Origin of the sequence: Vibrio sp. SCSIO 43135 (genome assembly GCF_023716665.1) — a bacterium.
In the GTDB taxonomy this organism is placed as follows: Bacteria; Pseudomonadota; Gammaproteobacteria; order Enterobacterales; family Vibrionaceae; genus Vibrio; species Vibrio paucivorans.
The window spans coordinates 1,305,035-1,321,874 of the sequence record NZ_CP071860.1 but is presented as its reverse complement, the minus strand read 5'-3'; the positions used below and the strand labels follow the sequence as shown (position 1 = coordinate 1,321,874).

Sequence of the window (16,840 nt, the reverse complement as noted above, 5' to 3'; positions counted from 1 at the left end):
TTAGGGTGTAACCGTGCATCTATTTGATCGGTTTAAAGTCTATCTATACCACCGTAACCGCATTAAAACGTGGTCTGGTAACTTAACTAAGATTCAAGGCTGGTCTAGTGAACACGCCCAGCAGGTGCGATTTGATGTCATTCGAGGTGCCGCTGATTTTAATGGCAAGCATGTTGTTGATCTTGGGTGCGGCTACGGCGAGCTTTTCGATTTCCTATCCGAGCGGGATCAGTTAGCCAAATATACCGGTGTGGATCAGCAAAGGCAGTTTTTGAAATCAGCAAAACAAAGGTTAAGCGACAAGCTGGATATTTGTCGTTTTGCCTGTGCCGATCTTAGTAAGTTTTTTCATGACAACGTGGATATTGTGGTTGCGTGTGGATCACTAAACTACAAAAGCCGCGACTCTGAATACCTCACAAGCATGATAGCCCACATGTATAACATGGCAGGTGAGGCTGTTATCTTCAACCTACTAGACTCAGCTACTTTCCCTAAACAAAACCTTGTCACTGGCTACAATAAGCAGGGGGTTTATTTGTACTGTAAAACGCTGTGTGAAAACGTGGAATTGATCGATGGCTACGCCGACGACGATTTTACAATTGTGTTGAGGAAGTGATTAAAAAAGGCGAACCATACGGTTCGCCTTTTTATTTAAGCGGATACTACATATTAATCTTCGTAGTTATCGATGCTTGGGCACGAGCAGATTAGGTTACGGTCACCGTATACGTTGTCTACACGGTTGACTGTTGGCCAGTACTTAGAAAGCTTAGTTGCTGCTGTTGGGAAACAACCTAGCTCACGTGGGTACGGGCGATCCCATTCTTCGCTAGACAGGTCTACTTGCGTGTGTGGCGCATTCACAAGAGGGTTGTTGTCTAGTGGCCAAGCGCCTTCTTTCACTGCTGTCATTTCGTGGCGGATCGCGATCATTGCTTCACAGAAACGGTCTAGCTCTTCTAAGTCTTCTGACTCAGTTGGCTCTACCATTAGTGTGCCAGCAACAGGGAACGACATAGTTGGCGCGTGGAAACCATAGTCCATTAGACGCTTCGCAATGTCTTCTTCGCTGATGCCTGTTTCTTCTTTCAGTGGGCGAATGTCGATAATACATTCGTGTGCCACACGACCGTTGTTACCACGGTATAGAACAGGGTAGTGAGGGCGAAGCATTTCCATTACGTAGTTCGCGTTTAGGATTGCTACTTTCGTTGCTTCAGTTAGGCCAGGTTCGCCCATCATTGCAATGTAAGCCCAAGAAATTGGTAGGATTGATGCGCTACCAAGATCTGCCGCAGATACTGCGTAATCGCTACCTTGAACACCGTTTTCGATGTGACCAGGTAGGAATGGTGCTAGGTGTGATTTCACACCAATAGGGCCCATACCAGGACCGCCACCACCGTGTGGAATACAGAATGTTTTGTGTAGGTTTAGGTGAGAAACGTCTGAACCGATGAAGCCTGGAGACGTTAGACCAACCTGTGCGTTCATGTTTGCACCGTCTAGGTAAACCTGACCGCCAGCCGCATGAACCATTTCACATACTTCTTTCACTTGCTCTTCGTAAACGCCGTGCGTCGATGGGTAAGTGATCATGATGCTTGATAGGTTGTCTTTGTGCTTCTCGATCTTCGCTTCTAGATCCGCCATGTCGATGTTGCCATCGTCATCACATTTCACCACAACAACTTTCATTGAAACCATTGATGCTGTAGCAGGGTTAGTACCGTGAGCAGAGCTTGGGATCAAACATACGTTACGATGGCCTTCGCCACGGCTTGCGTGGTAACGCTGAATCGCGATTAGACCAGCATACTCACCCGATGCGCCAGAGTTTGGCTGTAGTGAGAAGTCGTCGTAGCCTGTGATTTCACAAAGCTTCTCTTTAAGATCTTTAGCAAGTGCTGTATAGCCGGCTGCTTGCTCTAATGGCGCGAATGGGTGAATTGAACCGAATTCTGGCCATGTTACTGGGATCATTTCTGCTGCAGCGTTTAGCTTCATCGTACAACTGCCCAGTGGGATCATGCCGTGCGTTAGAGAGAAGTCTTTATTTTCTAGCTGCTTCAGGTAACGCATCATTTGCGTTTCGCTGTGGTGCGTATTGAAAACAGGGTGAGTTAGGTACTTAGACTCACGACGACAGTTTTCTGGAATCGCTGCAAACTCGTTGCCTGCAATTTCGGTTGAAAGCTGTGCAACGCTCTCTTCTACGTTGAAGATGGCAAATAGCGCTTCTACATCACCTGTTGTCGTTGTTTCATCGAAACTGATACCAATTTGGCTTGGTAGTTTACGTAGGTTGATATCAGCAGCTTGTGCTTTTGCGTAAAGTTCTTCTGTTTTGTCACCAGTATTGATGGTGATGGTGTCGAAGAAGCTGTTGTGCGCTAGCTCGTAGCCAGATTTAGTTAGGCCAGCGGCTAGAATTGCTGTCATGTGGTGCGTGCGACGTGCAATAGTACGTAGGCCTTCTGCACCGTGGTAAACGGCGAAGAAAGAAGCCATGTTGGCCAGTAGAGCCTGAGCTGTACAGATGTTTGATGTCGCTTTCTCGCGGCGGATGTGCTGCTCACGAGTTTGCATAGCCATACGAAGTGCTTGGTTACCGTGAGTATCGATAGATACACCGATCACACGACCTGGCATAGTACGCTTGTGTTTGTCGCTTGTTGCCATGAATGCTGCGTGCGGACCGCCGTAACCCATAGGTACGCCGAAACGCTGAGCACTACCGATTACTACGTCTGCGCCCATTTCGCCAGCTGGCTTAAGCAGTGCGCAAGAAAGTAGGTCTGCCGCTACAGCAACAAGTGTTTTGTTAGCTTGAGCTTTTACGATGATGTCGGTTAGGTCACGAACTTCACCTGTTGTGCCTGGGTACTGAACCAGTGCGCCGAACACGTCTTGCTCTGGTAGCGTTTCTAAAGCACCAACCATCACTTCAAAGCCGATGTACTCAGCGCGAGTTTTTACAACTTCTAGCGTCTGCGGGTGTACATCGTCGGCAACGAAGAAGACTTTGCTCTTGCTCTTACCTGCGCGTTTACATAGCGTCATCGCTTCAGCTGCTGCTGTTGCTTCGTCAAGTAGAGAAGCGTTCGCGATTTCCATACCAGTTAGGTCCATAACCATTTGCTGGTAGTTCAGTAGCGCTTCTAGGCGGCCTTGTGAAATCTCAGGCTGGTATGGCGTGTATGCTGTGTACCAACCTGGGTTTTCTAATACGTTACGCAGGATCACGTGTGGCGTGTAGGTATTGTAGTAACCTTGGCCGATGAATGTGCGTTTTACTTGGTTTTGATCGGCAAACTCGCGCATTGCAGCAAGCATGTCGACTTCGCTTTTTGGCTCGGCCAATGTCATTGGCTGCTCTAGGCGAATTTGTGATGGAACGGTTTCGTCGATCAGTGCTTCTAAGCTTGTTGCGTTGATCGCTTCAAGCATTTTCTGTTGATCGGCTTTGTTTGGACCGTTGTGGCGTGCAACGAATTCGTTTTTGGTGCCCAGCTCAGCTAGTAGAGGGCTGTGAAGTAATTCAGTCATTTCTTTTACCTTCTCGCTAAGATTCTCGTATCAGCCATAGTGTGGTTATGGTTTGAAACGGTTTCAGGTAGTGCGTTGAGGACATCCTGAAGTGAACCTTAAAAAAAAGCTGCTCACTATTAAGAATAGCTGAGCAGCTTAATTTACGTCCTAATTACTCGTCTTCGATTGAGTTTAGGTATTCTTCTGCGTCTTTTAAGTTGTTTAGCTCATCAGCGTCAGAAAGTTTCACTTTAACGATCCAACCACCTTCGTATGGCTCTTCGTTGATTAGCTCTGGGCTGTCTTCTAGTTCTTCGTTGATTTCAACGATTTCACCAGTTACAGGAGCGTAGATGTCAGACGCTGCTTTTACAGACTCTACTAAAGAAAAGCTTTCGCCTGCTTCAACTTCGTCTTCAACTTCTGGTAGGTCAACGAACACTACGTCGCCTAGCATTTCTTGCGCATGCTCAGAAATACCGATAGTTACAGTACCGTCACCGTTGTCTTTTACCCACTCGTGGCTGTCTGCAAACTTCAGTGTGTTATCCATTGCTTAATCTCCAAAAATAACTTTAAGGTTTTAACTTTCAATAAATTGTTTATTGGTAAAGTGGGAAGCGGTTGCAAAGCTCTTTCACTTGTTTGCGAACGCGTTGCTCTACTTCTGGATTACCTTCTGGGCTTTCAACTAGCCCGTCTAGTACATCGCCAATCCACTCACCGATGAGTTTGAATTCTTCACTGCCGAAACCACGGCTGGTTCCTGCTGGCGTACCCAAACGGATACCCGATGTAATCATAGGTTTCTCTGTGTCAAATGGGATGCCATTTTTGTTACATGTGATCCCTGCACGCTCTAGCGCTTCTTCTGCCTTGTTACCTTTCAGGCCTTTAGGGCGAAGGTCAACTAGCATTAGGTGCGTGTCAGTTCCGCCAGTCACAATGTCACAACCGCGAGTTTGCAACACTTCAGCCAGAACTTTTGCGTTATTGATCACTGAATCAATATAAGTCTTAAACTCAGGTCCCAATGCTTCACCAAAAGCCACGGCTTTTGCTGCGATAACGTGCATCAGTGGGCCACCTTGTAGGCCTGGGAATACTGCTGAGTTGATCTTTTTGATGATGTCTTCATGGTTAGTCAGAATCATACCGCCGCGAGGGCCACGAAGTGTTTTGTGTGTTGTTGTAGTAACAACGTGTGCGTGTGGAAGTGGGCTAGGGTGAGCACCTGTCGCGATAAGGCCAGCAATGTGCGCCATATCAACCATTAGGATTGCACCAACTTCATCTGCAATCGCACGGAACTTAGCAAAATCGATAGTACGAGGAATTGCACTACCACCTGCAATGATCATTTTAGGTTGGTGCTCTTTAGCAAGCTCTAGAACTGCATCGTAGTCGATTTCGAGAGTATCGCGGTCTACACCATATTGAACGGCATTAAACCATTTGCCAGAAAGCGCTGGGCGAGCACCGTGCGTTAGGTGGCCACCTGCGTCCAAAGACATACCAAGAATTGTGTCACCTGGCTGAAGAAGTGCCAGTTTTACTGCGCCGTTTGCCTGAGCGCCAGAGTGAGGCTGTACGTTAGCAAATTCGCAGTCAAATAGCTTTTTAGCACGCTCGATAGCAATTGCTTCAACGGTATCTACGTGTTCACAACCACCGTAGTAGCGACGGCCTGGGTAGCCTTCTGCGTATTTGTTCGTTAGGCAAGTGCCTTGGGCTTGCATAACCGCTTTAGAAACGATGTTCTCAGAAGCGATTAATTCGATTTGTTCGTTTTGACGTGCGTTTTCCGCTTGGATTCCAGCGAATACAGCGTCATCTGTAGCAGCAAGGTTGGTGGTGAAAAAACTATCTAAGCTATGGTTTTGATATGCTTTGTTCATGGTAGATGACCTTCCAATTTCGTAGCAAGCTGGCTTTCTTGTTGTTGCTCGCTAGGTCTTTCGTTTATTACTGCTTCAAAAGTTCTTTCAAAGCAGGGCGAATATGTCCCTAAATATGGGTAATACCAATTCCATCAATTATCTGTTCAACCTTGGAACACATAATGAACGACATTGGTAAAAACAGGCCTGACCAAAGGTTAATTTAAGCAGTTAGTCAAACCAGCAATAGCATCTCTTCATCTAACAAGTCGATAACATACCCCCTGAGTAACGAACAATCAATCAAAAATTTCCTATAGGAAACCTAGTTTCCATTTCTGTTACCGAGAGCACGCTTTATTTTGGTGTGTGGTCTTTAATCAACAAGTCGCTTCATGCAACAATGAAATTCATAAACAGGAAGTAGAAAATTAAAAGAGGGACATGTATGTCTGAAGACATCTACGACGAGTACCCATCCTTAACGTTGGCGAAAGAGTCAACGGATCAGAACATCGAACCGCTAAAGCTTGGCCAACGAATTAAAGACCTGCGAGCCAAGATGGGGCTGACTCTAGAAGAGGCGAGCCAACGCACAGGATTAGCGCGTTCTACTCTAAGTAAAATAGAGAACGAACAGATCTCTCCAACTTTCCAAGCGATGCAGAAATTAGCGGTTGGTTTGCAGATAGATATGCCGCAACTCTTTGAGCCGCCTAGAAAAAAAGTGGCGACAGGCCGCCGCGATATTTCTAGATCAGGGCAAGGAAAACCGCACCCTACGCCAACTTACGAGCACGAATTATTGGCGACTCAACTTTCCAATAAGAAAATGATGCCGTTTAAAAGTCGTGTTCACGCGCGCAATTTTGAAGAGTACAACGACTGGGTTCGCCATGATGGTGAAGAGTTTTTGCTGATTCTTTCTGGCGATGTTTTGTTCTACTCAGAATTCTATGAACCGGTTGCGATGAGCGAGGGTGATAGTGTGTATTACGATGCCAATATGGGGCATATGTTGGTGTCGACCAGCGAAGAAGATGCGCACATTTTATGGGTAACAGCGAAATAGAAACAAATTTTTGAAATTTCTTATAGTGAAAGCAAACGTTTGCTTTTGTTGCTAACATGAATAAACGAGCGCCGATTTGATGCTAAATACATCAAGTCGGCGCTTTTCTTTTAGCTTTTAGATTGTAATCGGCTTGTTAAATGTCACATTTTGAGCTGTTTGAATCTTGTTAATAGTGAAAAAGAAGCGCAAGCTTGTTTATTATAGGAAACACAGTTTCCAGTATGGAAAATTCACAGGTAGGTCTTTAGTACGGTTGTGTATTGAATGAACAATATTCACGTGCGCTTTAAAACGACTTACCCATAAGTAAGCTGCCAGCCGAATCTATGAGTCGGCCCAATGGAGAAGAAAATGACTCAAGAAAACGTGAGCCAAGAACTACTGAAAACCCCATTACACGCACTACACGTAGAAGTAGGCGCAAAAATGGTACCGTTCGCAGGTTATGATATGCCAGTGCAATACCCTTTGGGTGTTAAGAAAGAGCATCTACACACTCGTGATGCTGCTGGTCTTTTTGATGTGTCACACATGGGCCAACTTCGTTTACACGGTGAAGGCGCAGCTGCATTCCTAGAAACGCTTGTTCCTGTCGATATTATCGATCTTCCATCAGGTAACCAACGCTATGCTTTCTTTACTAACGAGCAAGGCGGCATTATGGATGACCTAATGGTGGCGAATCTAGGTGACCACCTATTTGTTGTTGTAAACGCAGCTTGTAAAGATCAGGACATTACTCACCTACAAGCACATCTTCCAGAAGGCGTAGAGTTAGAAATCATTGAAGATCGTGCGTTGCTAGCGCTTCAAGGCCCTAAAGCATCACAAGTACTTGCACGCCTTCAGCCAGCAGTTGCTGATATGATCTTCATGGATGTGAAAACACTAGAAGTTGACGGTGTAGAGTGCATCGTAAGCCGTAGTGGTTACACAGGTGAAGATGGCTACGAAATCTCAGTACCAGCAACTCACGCAGAAGCGTTAGCGCGTAAACTAACCGCTGAAGAAGAAGTAGAGTGGATTGGTCTGGGTGCTCGTGATTCACTGCGCTTAGAGTGTGGTCTGTGTTTATATGGTCACGATCTAGACACGACAACAACGCCAGTAGAAGCAAGCTTACTATGGGGCATTCAAAAAATTCGTCGTAATGGTGGTGAGCGTGCGGGAGGTTTCCCTGGTGCAGATATCATCCTTACCCAGATTGAAACAAAAGATGTGTCTCGTAAGCGTGTTGGTTTAGTTGGTCAAACTAAAGCGCCAGTACGTGAAGGTGCAGAGCTATTCGATGCGGAAGGTAACAAAGTAGGTGTTGTTACGAGTGGTACAGCAGGCCCGAACGCAGGTAAGCCAGTTTCGATGGCGTATGTACGTGCTGACTTGGCTGCTATTGGTACTGAGCTATTCGCTGAAGTGCGTGGTAAACAGCTACCAATGACAGTAGAAAAAATGCCGTTTGTTCCTCAGCGTTACTACCGCGGTTAAGTTATAATTACATAATGTGATCAATGATAGGAGACAATGTATTATTGTTTCCTATCATTCTTTCAAACGGTACGATAGGCGTTCTAGAGAAAGGAATCCATTATGAACAAAAAAGCCTTACTTATTGCGGCCTGCTCCGTCAGCGCTCCCTCTATTGCCGCAGATATTAGCCCTTATATCGTCAATGGCTCAAGTGCCTCTGTATCGACTTACCCTTCTTTTGCTAGCTTGGTTTATGATCGCATCGACTACGATGGTGTGTATTCTGTTGCTCCTTATTGTGGCGCGACGATTCTCGATGCTCAGCATGTATTAACCGCCGCTCACTGTATTTTTGATGGTGAGGGTAATTTGAGTGAAGAAACGGTGCTGTTTACTGCCATAGTCCCTCAGCTTCAAGATGAATCTGATTATCCAGATGGCAATATTCAACGCATTATGGCGAGTGAGTTTTACTACCACCCGAGTTATTCAGACTCTAGTAATGATCTATGGGCAAACGATATTGCGATCATTAAGCTGTCATCGGCAATGAATATCGATACAGTGAATGACGTCGTGAACCGCCCATCCAACGAGACGTACCAAAATGCGGCTAATACCTTTCACGCGGTAGGTCATGGTAATACTCGAACGAATGTTGATACCAGCACTGAACTTTTATATACCACGCTGACTTATGTCTCCACAGCGAGCTGCCAAAGTGATTACAATGTGACAGATAACCAGCTGTGTTTTTCTGGTGACTTTAGTATCTTTAGTGGCCTAGACAACAGTACCTGCCAAGGGGATTCAGGCGGCCCTGTCTACTGGAACAACAGCGGCGAATGGGTACAAGTTGGTATTACCAGTTTTGGCCCAACAACGTGTGGCAACGGTACGACGAACGCAGACGTGACTTCAGTTTTCACTGAGATTTATGACTACCAAAGTTGGATTGATAGTGTGTTGGCTGGCAATGAAACCGCCAATTACGTTGCAACAGATGCGAAGCGCAACAGTTATTTAGGGACAAGTGGAACAAGTACCAGCTCTTCTGGCGGCGGTTCGATAGGTTGGCTAACGTTAATCCTATTGCCACTGCTAAGGCGATTTGCTCAATAAGTTATATCGAGAAGGTGAGTGAAAGCTCGCCTTTTTTGATCATAATGACAGAGGTGGAAGTGTTTCGATAAATGCGACTAGCCACGCTTCGCCTCTGGGAGTGAGGGTCCAGCCAACGATGATGATCTGAATTGAAACAACGATAAAAAACAACAATTTGTAGACGACACTTTTTTTCTTCAAGCGCCATATGTGATGGAACAAGATCGCACTCACCCAACCACCAAGAAAGGAAAGAAATAGGTAGCTGCTGTCGCTGGTGGTAGGTTTTTCTTTCTGAATCGCCCGTTTATCTAGCCAGCATACTAACAATACTAGGCTGTTGAGCACTGAATAATAAACGAGTACCTGAGAGGGGTAGTTGAAATACCATACGCAGCCTGCCAACGCGAAAGCGAACCAAATAGCGACAATCAACGAAATATGAAAATGCCTTAGGCGTTCTATCTCAACCGCTTGACTATGGCCTTTGTCGTCCTTGGCGATAACGAAAATCACTTCTTCATTGAGTTCGAGTTGTTCTTTGCTGCCTTTTATATCTGAAAACTCAAATCGAATCCGCAGAGAGCCTTTGGCTGGGGTAATGTACCCGTAGCCTTTATCTAAGTATTTTTCGGTGATCGTTCCTTTTATGCTCATTAAGCGTTGCTCTAGCGAGATAGAGATGTGAATGTTATGAATTGATTATAGATAAACTATCGAAACTCGTTTTATATTGAGGATTTTTGTAGTAAAGATATCGGTACACCAATAAGAACAATTTAGAAGGTCAGCGTGGTCAATAAAAATACACTCTGCGGTATCGCCGCGATTTTCCTTTGGAGCTGTCTTATCGGTTTAGCTCGTAGTGTCGCTGAAAGCTTTGGAGCGATTGGAGGTGCTGCGCTGGTGTACACCGTCGCGTCACTATTCCTTGTGCTTGTCATGGGCAAGCCGAAGTTAAGCGAGTTTACTCCACGCTATTTGCTTGTCGGCGGGGCTTTGTTTGTGAGCTACGAGATCTGCTTGGCGCTGGCGCTTGGAATGGCGAATGATCGACATCAAGCCTTAGAAATGGCCGTGATCAATTACCTCTGGCCGGCGCTTACCGTACTGATTGCTGTTATCGCTAGCAAAAAACCAACACATTGGTTGGTGTACCCGAGCATATTGTTAGCGCTGGTGGGCGTTGCTTGGACCATTACAGGCGATTCGGGCTTATCGCTTGAGCAACTGATGAATAATGTTGCGACCAATCCAGCGGTCTACAGCATGGCGTTTATCGGTGCGTTCATTTGGGCGATATATTGCAATGTCACTAAGGTTTTAGCCAAAGGCCAGAATGCCATTGTGCTGTTTTTTATTGCCACGGCTTCCACGCTTTGGATTCAGTATGCGCTAAGCAGCGAACGAGAGATGACGTTTACCCTAGAAAGCACATTGACGCTGTTATTAACAGGCATCGTAATGGGCAGTGGTTACGCCTTGTGGAACGTGGCTATTTTGCGCGGCAATATGGTTCTTCTAGCAACACTTTCATATTTTACCCCCGTTTTTTCTACCGTCTTTTCTTCCATCATTTTAGGGATTTCGTTGAGTCTACCGTTTTGGCAAGGGGTCGCTATGGTGACAATTGGTTCTCTTATTTGCTGGTGGTGTACCCGAGAAAAATCCCGCAACAGCAAAGTGTTAGAACAAGTTACCGCCGAAAAATAGCGGTGAGCTTTTACGCGTTATAAAACTATTTACATAACAAGGTTTTTGCGTACAATCGCGAAAAATCCCACATTTGAGAATCTAAGATGTCAGTCAGCCCGATTGCTTTCGGCAATATCATGGCAGCCATTGCGTTTGCGCTATGGGGCATTATGCCGCTGTATTACCAATTTCTTCCTAACGCTGCGATGGATGAGCTGCTAGCGCTGCGCATTATCGCGTCGGTGCCGGTATGCCTGCTGATTATTCTTTGTATACGTAGAAAATGGCCCGACTGGCAAGCGATATGGGCAGATAAAGCTTCGCTCGGTTATGCCTTTGTGGGTTCTTGTTTAATGAGTATTTCTTGGTATGCATTTACCTGGGCACTCACCAACGGGCGAGTAATGGAAGCGAGCTTAGGCTTCTTCATTGGGCCGTTAGTGATGATCGCACTGGGTGTGGTGTTCATGAAGGAGACACTCAGTATTGGCAAGCGAATAGGGGTAGCGCTTGCTGTGGTTGGACTTAGTTATCAGGTCTGGCAATATGGGGAGCTGCCTATTGTGGCTCTGGTTATGGCGACTTTTTTCGCCCTGTACGGCCTGTGTAAAAAGCACATCAAGTTTGATTCATATACCAGCTTGCTGATGGAATCGCTCCTCGTTGCTCCGTTCGCAATTGCTTATATTGCCTGCAAGCATGTCACTGTAGGCAGTGAAGCGTTGAGTGTTGGCACAGCGGAGTTACTTCTGTACTTAGGCGCTGCTCCAGTGACTTTGTTACCACTGGTGTTCTATTCCTATGCCGTGCGTTACACGTCTATGACAATGGTTGGCTTAATGCAGTATATAGAGCCAAGCCTACAGTTTATTTTGGCAGTTGCACTATTCGGTGAAATATTCGATGAAGTGAAAGCGGTCAGCTTTGGTTTAATATGGATTGGCCTTGCGGTAACGCTAGCGGAATCAGTATTACTGAGCCGAAAACGTAGAGCGGATGTCACGCCGCGATAAGTCGCGAGCGCAGTTTTAATAGAGCACACGTTAAATAAAAAAGCCCGAATAAACTCGGGCTTTTTTATTTTATCAGGCGAACACTACCTCGCGATGTTCATTGTAAGCTGTAAATCGAGTGGCAGTTTAGACAGTTTGTTCTTCAACGCCGAGCGAGTAGTTTCGAGCTCTGCTACTTGTACATTGGAGCTATTTGCATACACATCGATATTCACTCTTAGCTCATTACCGACTTTGGTGACACCTGCTAATTCAATGTCGATATCCAAATCGGTTTCTTTGTCTACCGCAGCAACACCTTGATCGACGGTTTTACAGATCTCTTTGCTTGGTGCCATCATGAGAAGTTCTTTCACAGCGTCACGTAGCATTTCGAATGGTACTTTGATGAAGTAGAAAGACATTAGCAACATCATCATAGGATCGGCGTACACCGCGTAAGCTGCCCATGGTGAGAATGTAATCAACCATGCGACCACAAAACCAGCCGTTACAGCGACACTCAATAAAGTATCCATTTGCCACTGCTTTGATTCCGCAACGATCAAACCAGAGCTGAAGCGTTTACTTTTCCGTGCAATGAACCACCATGCGTAGCCACAGCCGAGTACATTAACCACACCGAATAGGGTTGCGATAGAAGCGTCGACTTCGCGGCCTCCGTTAAACATCGCAATTAGTGCAGAGTAGAGAGAGAAGCTGACCACAGCCAAAATTACACTACCTTTGATGGCGATAACCACCGGCTCGAGTACGGCTTTGCCCATAGGGAATTGGGATTGAGAAGGCGTCTGAATGTAGCGTGAAACACCCAGTGACAATAAAGTTAGCAGTAAGCTAACCAGCGAGTAAACGCCATCGAACATGATTACCAGTGAGCCAACAAGCCAGCCTAGAACGAGACCACCTCCCGCAAACCCTGATGCTAAAAGGGCTGAGAAAGTAAGAATTCGTTTTTCGTTTAAGCTTGTCCTGTCACACATAAAATCATACCGAGTAAAAACACAATTTCATTCTTTGCCACAGGGTGAGAATTTACAATGTTTATCTGTTCGGTAAACGGTGGGTATAGAAGTGAGTTTTGATAATTTATTAAATAACAATCACTTATGGATTCTTTTGGTGTCATTAATATTGACAGTGGCTGATTGTTAATCAAAGTGTCAATGAAAAAATATACTTACAGCTGGCTAGAAATCGAACAGGTAGTCACTGAGTTTGTCGGCAAGCCAGCTCATGCCAGGGTGCTCAGCCATACCTGCAGAGGTGAACATACAATAGTCTTCTTGGGTTAGCCCATAGGTGTGCTTGATGACGGCAAGCTCCTGTTTTCTCAGGTGGTGACGAATCAAAGGCTCAGGCAATACACCCCAAGCATTTTCAGTCAGAATGGTGCTGAGCATGTAATCGAAGCTGGAAAAGCCAATGTAGCGAAGCGAGAAAGGCTGAAGTTCGGGGTTATCTTTTTCATTGAGATAAACCATGACCGCTTGCATCGAGTTCCGCAGTTCCTCGTCATTTACCCGGCGCAGTTTGCTCAAAGCATGATCGCTTTTACATACAGACATCATACGTATTTTACCCAACGGCTGGTAGGTAATACGTGGGTCGTCGATGCGCTCGTAATCGACACCAAACGCGAAGTCGACCTGATGGGTTTCGACTAAATTGGCAAGATCGCCACTGGAAGCGAGGACAATGTTGAACGAGGTTGCAGGGAACTGATTGTTCATGGTATGAGCCAAGTCTTGCCACATGTCATCAGGAAGAGAATCATCGCGTGCAATCCAGATCTCGGCGTTAAATTCACCGGAGACTTGAGCACAGGTCTGCTTAATGCGCGAAGAGGTGACCAAAAGGTTCTCGCAATCTTTGTAAATGGCTTTACCTGCTTCAGACAGCGTAACGTTATTTCCACTGCGAACAAAGAGTTGCGTATCGAGTTCTTTTTCTAGCGCCTTAATCGCCATACTGAGCTTTGTGCGGTTACATTCAAGTTGCCTTGCGGCTTCTGAAACGGAGCCAGTGTCAGCGACAGTGCAAAAAGCTTCGATTTGGGACAGGTTCATAAGGTGCTCTAAAAAGTTGACTCGTTGAATCATAACCAATTTTTCTTTATTTGTCTGGTATCGTGAGAAAGGGATATAAGACTACCCACAAGCCCCTGTTTTGGTTTACTCTTGTGGGCAGATGCCGAATGAAGATGTTATAGGGAGATCATGATGGCGAACGAATGGGATGAGTACGCGGAAAATTGGGAACAAGACCAAGCGACCTCTATTTATGCGCAGCATGTATTTGATTGTCTTTCAGAGCTTGTGGACCTAAAAGGCAAGCATGTTTTGGATTTTGGTTGTGGCACAGGCTTGTTGTGTCAGAAGCTTTCACCACTGGCGAAGGATATCGTTGCTCTTGATGGTTCGGAAGCCATGATTGAACAGCTCGACAAAAAAGAGCTCGATAACGTAGAACCTGTTGTGGATATGCTTTCCCGCGGTTTAGTGGCACAGCACCCGGCTTTCAGGGGCCAATTTGATGTCGTTGTTGCTTCTTCTGTCTGCGGTTTTCTACCAAACTTTTCCGACACGGTAGATGTTATCTACTCGATTCTTGATGACGGCGGTGTGTTTGTTCATTGGGATTGGTTAGCAGAAGGTGAGGGCGATCAGGTCGGTTTTACTGAAGCACGAGTCAACCAAGTGCTATCGAGTGTAGGGTTCTCAGAAGTATCAATTAGCGTACCGTTTGAAATCGCGACCAACTCCGGTACTAAAAAAGTTGTCATGGGTGTTGGACGCAAGTAACTCGTGATTTAAAAGAATTTGAAAAGCCGCTGTATTCAGCGGCTTTTTTGTTTTTGTATCATCTGTTTCTTACATTGCTTCGTTGTCGCTTTCAGCCTATTTAACTGAGAGATTAACGGAACAAGGCGGCAATTTCGTCTAGCACCTGTGGGTTTGCAATTGCCCCTTTGTTTTTGACCTCTTCTCCATGAATGACTTGCTTAACCGCTAACTCAACTAACTTCCCTGATTTCGTTCTAGGGATGTCACTGATTGCGTGGACTAAAGCCGGCACGTGCCGCGGTGAACATTGGCTGCGTAATTGGCTACGAATGGCGCTGACTAGTGTTTCGTCGAGTTGTTGATTGGGTTCAAGCTGCACAAGTAGCACAATGCGTTCGTCATTCTCCCAACGTTGGCCGACGGCAATTGAATCGAGAATGCCACTTATCTTATTGACCTGCTGATAAATCTCTCCTGTACCAATACGAATCCCACCAGGGTTAAGTGTGGTATCACTGCGACCAAAGAAGCGCATTCCCTGCCACTTTGATAGCTCCACATCATCACCGTGGTGCCAAATATTGGCGTACTTTGACCAATACGCATTGTGGTAACGCTCGCCGTTGTCGTGCCAAAAACCAATGGGTTGGTTGGGGAAACTGTTTCTGCAAACCAGTTCACCACGTTGCTCGGTAATAGCTTCTCCCTGCTCATTAAGCACTGCAACGTCCATTCCTAAAGCGGCGGCTTGGCACTCACCACGGTACACGGGTGAAATTGGGTTGCCCAATACAAAGCACCCACAGATGTCGGTACCTCCGGAAATTGAGGCTAAGTGGACATCGGCGTTGATATTGGCGTAGACGTAATCAAATTGTTCTGGATAAAGTACCGAGCCCGTTGAGCAAAGCGTTTTTAAATGGCTGAGCGGATAGTAATAGCTAGGGTTAAATTCTTGTTTTTGCAATGCTTCTAAGTATTTGGCCGAAGTGCCGAACAAAGTCACTTTGGCTTCTTCAGCCAGTTCCCACAATGTACTTGGCATTGGGTGCATTGGGTTACCATCATAAATCACTAAGGTTGCGCCACTAGCAAGCGCAGAGACATGCCAGTTCCACATCATCCAACCGCAGGTGGTGTAATAGAACACGCGATCTTCGGGCTGAATATCGCAGTGTAGTTGATGCTCTTTAATATGGTTGAGTGTGGTGCCTCCCACGGAGTGCACAATGCATTTCGGCTTACCGGTCGTGCCAGACGAATACAAGACAAACAGTGGATCGTTAAACGCTACGCGTTCATAACGCAGGCCTCTTGGTAAGTAACTGGCTAAAACCGCTTTCCAGTCGGAGAAGTACTCATTGGAAGTGGAATTATTTTCGGCGGTATGAAGGTATTCGATTTGGCAGGTATTGGTGATGCTGTCGATTGCATCGACAATGGCGGTGTTCTTCTCAATCATTGAGAACGTTTTGCCATTAAACGTATAGCCGTTGCAGCAGAACAAGATCTTTGGCTGTACTTGCCCAAAGCGCTCAATCACACTTTCCACACCAAAGTCTGGTGAGGTGGAAGTCCAGATTGCACCTAAGCTGGTGGTGGCGAGCATCGCAACCAAGGTTTCCGGTAGGTAAGGTAGATAACCAGCGACGACATCACCTTTTTCTACACCGTTTTGTTTTAGCCATTGCTGGACGACAGAAACTTGGTCACACAATTCTTGCCAGGTTAGTTTTCGGCTCTGACCACGTTCATTCTTAAACCATACCGCGATACCTTCAGGTTGTTGAAAGGCATATGAGAGTAGGTTTTCAGCGTAGTTGAGTTGCGCTTGAGGAAACCAGATCGTGTCGCGGCTTGGCTGGAATTCTCCCCACTTAGCAACGCCTTCGCCATGGATACAATCCCCGCGATAGCCAATCACATCGCAATATTGCCAGATTTCCATCCAGAAGCGTTTTTTCTCAACGACCGACCACGCGTGCAGGTCTTGGTAGTTGTCGAGTGCTTCACCTTGCATGTTGATGTGCTGCATGAATTGATACAAGTTTGAACCCTCAATGCGTTCCGTGCATGGGGTCCAAAGAGGGGATGAGTTTGGCATGGTTTCCTCGTTACTGTACGTCCAATGTGCTCGATATTAAGTCTTGTTGGTTTTCCGGTAGGTGTCAAACATTCGCCAATAATCATATCCCTGAAAAATAAGCAAAAAACTGTCAAATGTAAATTATTTGTTACGGGTTTGTATCTTTAAATGTAGCGCAGGGAATTGGCAGCGATATT

General features: G+C 45.9%; 14 protein-coding genes. 7 read left to right on the top strand and 7 right to left on the bottom strand.

The annotated features are described in order from the left end of the window. The first annotated feature begins 13 nt into the window (after positions 1 to 13). Positions 14 to 622: a class I SAM-dependent methyltransferase gene (locus tag J4N42_RS20490; RefSeq protein WP_252031770.1), complete on the top strand. Its 609-nt coding sequence runs from the start codon at positions 14 to 16 to the stop codon at positions 620 to 622. A gap of 53 nt (positions 623 to 675) precedes the next feature. Here the strand turns inward: J4N42_RS20490 and gcvP are convergent, their stop codons facing one another. The 3 genes from gcvP to J4N42_RS20475 form a co-directional block, all read right to left on the bottom strand. After that, positions 676 to 3,555, bottom strand: a complete 2,880-nt coding sequence (gene gcvP, locus J4N42_RS20485; RefSeq protein ID WP_252031768.1) for an aminomethyl-transferring glycine dehydrogenase — start codon at positions 3,553 to 3,555, stop codon at positions 676 to 678. 154 nt (positions 3,556 to 3,709) lie between these two features. Beyond that, positions 3,710 to 4,090 (bottom strand): glycine cleavage system protein GcvH, encoded by a 381-nt coding sequence (gene gcvH / locus J4N42_RS20480; protein WP_252031766.1) that lies wholly within the window; start codon positions 4,088 to 4,090, stop codon positions 3,710 to 3,712. Between the two features lie 49 nt (positions 4,091 to 4,139). Further along, on the bottom strand, positions 4,140 to 5,435 hold the full coding sequence (locus J4N42_RS20475) for a serine hydroxymethyltransferase (protein ID WP_252031765.1): 1,296 nt from the start codon (positions 5,433 to 5,435) through the stop codon (positions 4,140 to 4,142). 430 nt (positions 5,436 to 5,865) lie between these two features. On the opposite strand from J4N42_RS20475, the gene J4N42_RS20470 reads away from it, so the two are divergent. From J4N42_RS20470 to J4N42_RS20460, 3 genes are all read left to right on the top strand, one after another. Continuing rightward, a complete protein-coding gene (locus tag J4N42_RS20470) occupies positions 5,866 to 6,489 on the top strand; it encodes a helix-turn-helix domain-containing protein (RefSeq protein ID WP_252031763.1) in 624 nt (207 codons plus the stop codon). Positions 6,490 to 6,843: 354 nt separating this feature from the next. Continuing rightward, the gene (gene gcvT, locus J4N42_RS20465) at positions 6,844 to 7,977 is read left to right on the top strand and encodes a glycine cleavage system aminomethyltransferase GcvT (RefSeq protein ID WP_252031761.1); all 1,134 of its coding nucleotides are present in this window, start codon (positions 6,844 to 6,846) and stop codon (positions 7,975 to 7,977) included. Between the two features lie 102 nt (positions 7,978 to 8,079). After that, positions 8,080 to 9,081, top strand: coding sequence for a S1 family peptidase (locus J4N42_RS20460; protein ID WP_252031758.1), 1,002 nt, complete (start codon positions 8,080 to 8,082; stop codon positions 9,079 to 9,081). Between the two features lie 39 nt (positions 9,082 to 9,120). On the opposite strand, the gene J4N42_RS20455 is transcribed toward J4N42_RS20460, so the two are convergent. Beyond that, positions 9,121 to 9,720: a cold shock domain-containing protein gene (locus tag J4N42_RS20455; protein ID WP_252031756.1), complete on the bottom strand. Its 600-nt coding sequence runs from the start codon at positions 9,718 to 9,720 to the stop codon at positions 9,121 to 9,123. A 135-nt stretch (positions 9,721 to 9,855) separates the two neighbouring features. Between J4N42_RS20455 and yddG the strand changes: the two genes are divergently transcribed. Continuing rightward, entirely contained in the window at positions 9,856 to 10,776 is a 921-nt protein-coding gene (yddG, locus tag J4N42_RS20450) for an aromatic amino acid DMT transporter YddG (protein WP_252031753.1), read from the top strand. 86 nt (positions 10,777 to 10,862) lie between these two features. Next, positions 10,863 to 11,771 (top strand): EamA family transporter RarD, encoded by a 909-nt coding sequence (rarD, locus tag J4N42_RS20445; RefSeq protein ID WP_252031750.1) that lies wholly within the window; start codon positions 10,863 to 10,865, stop codon positions 11,769 to 11,771. A gap of 83 nt (positions 11,772 to 11,854) precedes the next feature. On the opposite strand, the gene J4N42_RS20440 is transcribed toward rarD, so the two are convergent. Both J4N42_RS20440 and J4N42_RS20435 read right to left on the bottom strand, forming a co-directional pair. Continuing rightward, entirely contained in the window at positions 11,855 to 12,754 is a 900-nt protein-coding gene (locus tag J4N42_RS20440) for a cation diffusion facilitator family transporter (RefSeq protein ID WP_252031747.1), read from the bottom strand. A gap of 207 nt (positions 12,755 to 12,961) precedes the next feature. Further along, complete coding sequence (locus J4N42_RS20435) at positions 12,962 to 13,840, bottom strand: LysR family transcriptional regulator (RefSeq protein ID WP_252031744.1); 879 nt, start codon at positions 13,838 to 13,840, stop codon at positions 12,962 to 12,964. Positions 13,841 to 13,993: 153 nt separating this feature from the next. On the opposite strand from J4N42_RS20435, the gene J4N42_RS20430 reads away from it, so the two are divergent. After that, on the top strand, positions 13,994 to 14,575 hold the full coding sequence (locus J4N42_RS20430) for a class I SAM-dependent DNA methyltransferase (RefSeq protein WP_252034115.1): 582 nt from the start codon (positions 13,994 to 13,996) through the stop codon (positions 14,573 to 14,575). A gap of 112 nt (positions 14,576 to 14,687) precedes the next feature. On the opposite strand, the gene J4N42_RS20425 is transcribed toward J4N42_RS20430, so the two are convergent. Continuing rightward, positions 14,688 to 16,661 (bottom strand): acetoacetate--CoA ligase, encoded by a 1,974-nt coding sequence (locus tag J4N42_RS20425; protein WP_252031741.1) that lies wholly within the window; start codon positions 16,659 to 16,661, stop codon positions 14,688 to 14,690. Between the last annotated feature and the right edge of the window lie 179 nt (positions 16,662 to 16,840).

Coding starts and splice junctions, on each gene's coding strand:
- gcvH (WP_252031766.1), bottom strand. CDS start 4,090: ATGGATAACACACTGAAGTTTGCAGACAGCCACGAGTGGGTAAAAGAC.
- gcvT (WP_252031761.1), top strand. CDS start 6,844: ATGACTCAAGAAAACGTGAGCCAAGAACTACTGAAAACCCCATTACAC.
- J4N42_RS20430 (WP_252034115.1), top strand. CDS start 13,994: ATGGCGAACGAATGGGATGAGTACGCGGAAAATTGGGAACAAGACCAA.
- J4N42_RS20455 (WP_252031756.1), bottom strand. CDS start 9,720: ATGAGCATAAAAGGAACGATCACCGAAAAATACTTAGATAAAGGCTAC.
- J4N42_RS20425 (WP_252031741.1), bottom strand. CDS start 16,661: ATGCCAAACTCATCCCCTCTTTGGACCCCATGCACGGAACGCATTGAG.
- gcvP (WP_252031768.1), bottom strand. CDS start 3,555: ATGACTGAATTACTTCACAGCCCTCTACTAGCTGAGCTGGGCACCAAA.
- J4N42_RS20460 (WP_252031758.1), top strand. CDS start 8,080: ATGAACAAAAAAGCCTTACTTATTGCGGCCTGCTCCGTCAGCGCTCCC.
- J4N42_RS20435 (WP_252031744.1), bottom strand. CDS start 13,840: ATGAACCTGTCCCAAATCGAAGCTTTTTGCACTGTCGCTGACACTGGC.
- J4N42_RS20440 (WP_252031747.1), bottom strand. CDS start 12,754: ATGTGTGACAGGACAAGCTTAAACGAAAAACGAATTCTTACTTTCTCA.
- rarD (WP_252031750.1), top strand. CDS start 10,863: ATGTCAGTCAGCCCGATTGCTTTCGGCAATATCATGGCAGCCATTGCG.
- J4N42_RS20475 (WP_252031765.1), bottom strand. CDS start 5,435: ATGAACAAAGCATATCAAAACCATAGCTTAGATAGTTTTTTCACCACC.
- J4N42_RS20470 (WP_252031763.1), top strand. CDS start 5,866: ATGTCTGAAGACATCTACGACGAGTACCCATCCTTAACGTTGGCGAAA.